Source organism: Enterobacter cloacae complex sp. P6RS, from assembly GCF_014982245.1.
GTDB lineage: Bacteria > Pseudomonadota > Gammaproteobacteria > Enterobacterales > Enterobacteriaceae > Enterobacter > Enterobacter bugandensis.
The window spans coordinates 1-3,219 of sequence record NZ_JADCLB010000049.1 but is presented as its reverse complement, the minus strand read 5'-3'; the positions used below and the strand labels follow the sequence as shown (position 1 = coordinate 3,219).

Here is a 3,219-nt window from a genome sequence, read left to right as displayed (position 1 = left end):
CCCGGAAATCTTTAATCAAATTAATATTTCTACTTTGATTGAACTGTATAAGATCACCGATTGCGGTATCGAAAAGCCGACGATCGGCTTGCGCCCAAATATTGCTAACTTTTTCTGTCAACACATTGGTTGTGAACATTCCCTTCTCAGCAATAATCAGCTGACGGGCGGACTCAAGCGCAGTGACCATAAAGATCATTATGCCAACACATACCACGCAGGTTATGCTTTGTAGCGAAGCTCGCTGCCAAAACACTTTATTAGTGCTTCTCCGGTCCGATTTGCGGCATGTCGCAGGGCAAGCAAGCCAAAAAAGAATAATCAGTAGCAAGCAATGAGCAGCTGAAAGATAAAGCGGATACTCCGTCATCATATGCGTCAATATGGGCAAAAGGAGAGCCCCACGCGTCATGACAGTTCTCTTTCCCATCGTGGTGCATATGATTGTTATCAGGCATATCATTAATCCCGCTGCAGCGAGTATTCCCCCCTCACTCCATACGTAAAGCAATTCGTTATGCGGGTATTCGACAGACACGCTAAAGGGGTTTTCCAGCCCATTGATAAATAACGTTCGCGGAAACTGAGTTTCAAATGTCCCCAGGCCATACCCTGCGATTGGCTGTGATGAGATCATCATCAGTGCGCCTTTCACCATTACCTCTCGTTCGCGATGAGAATGTTGATGATTCCATGCAAGCCGCTCTTCTGTGTTCTGTGGTCGCGTATCGCCCCGAGGAGCCGAGGCTACTTCACTTACCACAGTCGTTGCGGAAAGGTTTGTCTGGCGTAAAGATAGAATTGTCTGCCCCAAAAAGAGGGCAAGAATGGAAATAAGCAAACAGCTCGCAATGAATCGGCGCCCACATCCGGCAAGGCAAAATACCAACATACCAATACCAAGCCCTAACTCCCCCGTTCTTGACTGAGTAATTACCACACCTGCAGCCAAAACCAGGGCAGCCCCCCAGGCGGTGAACTTCCCATGACGGGTACGTGCGACCGTAGATTGCCAGACAGCCACAAGCGTCGCCGTTGACAGGAATGAACCAAGAAGGTTCACCTGCATAAATGAGCCCAGAGGCCTTCCGTCAGCTTTTGCAAATGAATAGCCGAGCCAAAGATGCGCACTTTCAGGCAATAAAATTTGCCATATCGATAGCCCGACCTGTAAAAGCCCAGCTATAGCGATAACGCGGTAAATCAGACTTCTGTATTTATTACTGGCGGGGCTTTGCAATAAAAGCCCCGTCAATAACACCATCCCCCATAAGGCAAAAAGCCGGGGAAGCGCGGCGCTTATAAAATTTTCTGGTGTCCAGAGAACGGGTAGCGTCATCAATATAACACCACCAACCAATAGCTTTAGAGGCTTTGGGACTTTCAAGCGGGCACGCCAAAGTACTCTTGAAAGCCAGAGTGCCCAGACAGCAACAATCATACCAATTAGTAAATTAACCGACAGTGACATTCCACCGCCTGGTAGGGTTGGCCATGGGAAAGCCAGGATCCCGCAATACAATATTGAAAATGCAAAAAAAGTTACGTGATGTATAAATTTATTACCACACCATTTATAGTAAGTAAGAAACATAATTGAGCTGACAGAAAAATATCCTAATGGGCTCAAGACTACATTAGAATAATCAGGCCTGCCAGCTCCATTTTTTGCAATGAGAAAAAATGGTTACCCCGATCAATTAATTTACAACCCTTACTCTATGAGACTATATTCAGCGTATAACTTTGCGGCTTCTTCATTGTCACCTCGGTAACGAAGAATTGTTATCATGCTTACCAATAAATTTTTATCTACACCATAATCCAACCATGGGGTTGCTTTCTTTATAAACAATGCTAAATCTTGTTCACTACGGGTAGTGTTGTAGTCGACCAGTAAAGCAATCATCGAATCAAAATTAGAGCGTTCCCTCTGCGTCTCAAAATACCATGGCGGAGACACAGGAAACGCAGCCAATTCATGGCGTTCAAGACGAGTGATTTCGTTATTGGCATACAAACCTATGATGCCGTATACAACGACAATGCAGCCAATAATTGCGCCAGAAAACCTCATCAGTCTATTTTTCTGTGCTTTGGACACATCTTTTTTCTGTGATAATTCTCTTGTATCAGCAAGCCTCAGCAAAACAACAAACAATCCCAAATGTATAAATGATTGATACAGTGGATATTCCAGATTGAGATGTACCAGCAATGGTATAATCAATACAGCATAACCAGTATTGACTGCGCCAGAACGTATTGCATTGATGAAGAATTTTATCCATCCAGCGGCCATTAACAATAGCCCTGTCACAGCAATAACCCCTCCCTGAACCCAGGCAAACAAAAGTTCATTATGTGGGTGGGGGATAATGCTAGAGTGTTTTACGTTCAGTTGAGGGTGATCGAGCAGGTAATGTATATATTGTGATTCAAATGCACCATATCCCCAACCTGTTACAGGTTTATCCATTATCATTTTCCACGTCGTTGTCAACATAGCCCAACGGTCATGGTTTGAGTTGATGTACTCGCGTGACAATGTCCAATGTTGGCCATTAATCAGAACTGATACGTGCTGGACGATCCATATTCCAAACGCCGCGGCTAGACACATAGCCACTGTTCCCTCTATACATTGCCGTGGTCTGGAAGTTATAAAGAAGATGTTCAATAATAAAATGGCCGCTACTGCTCCAATCCACCCCGTTCTGGATTGGTTAATTGCCAGTATTATCGCAATTGCAGCTAGCCCTGTAATTATCACATACTGACGATATATTCTCTTCTCTTGCATTAAGAGTAAATAACCGCATGCAAGTCCGGAAGCAAGAAAGCTGGCAAGTAAATTAACTTGTTGAAATATTCCGTACGGTCGGCCGCCGTTACGCAACCAGTTATACTCATACCAGTCTTTTGCAACATTAGGTAAAAACGACTGAATAAAACAAAGTATAACCTGACATAAAGCCAATGAAAAAATCACCTGCAGAATACAAACTCTGCTAACTTTAGATATTGATTCAAAGCTAATAATGACATAGCCCACTAAGGCCAGTAGAAAAATTAGAACATCAGGACTTGTCCTTATGTAAAAAAACCAGGGAATGGCAAATAAAGCACCACCAGTGCTAACAAAAAAACTTGGCCTATTTTTTATTTTATATGAAAGGAAAAAAAACATTCCTCCAGTCCAAACGAGAAATATTAAAT

The 3,219-nt window shown here is 43.3% G+C and carries 2 protein-coding genes; both read right to left on the bottom strand.

The features are described 5' to 3' along the window. Window positions 1-1,471, bottom strand: a 1,471-nt coding sequence (locus INF73_RS21750; protein ID WP_193547322.1) for a PglL family O-oligosaccharyltransferase, incomplete at its 3' end; no start/stop codon positions are given. Between the two features lie 243 nt (window positions 1,472-1,714). Then, a partial coding sequence (locus INF73_RS21745; RefSeq protein ID WP_227414414.1) for a PglL family O-oligosaccharyltransferase occupies window positions 1,715-3,219 on the bottom strand: 1,505 nt, incomplete at its 5' end.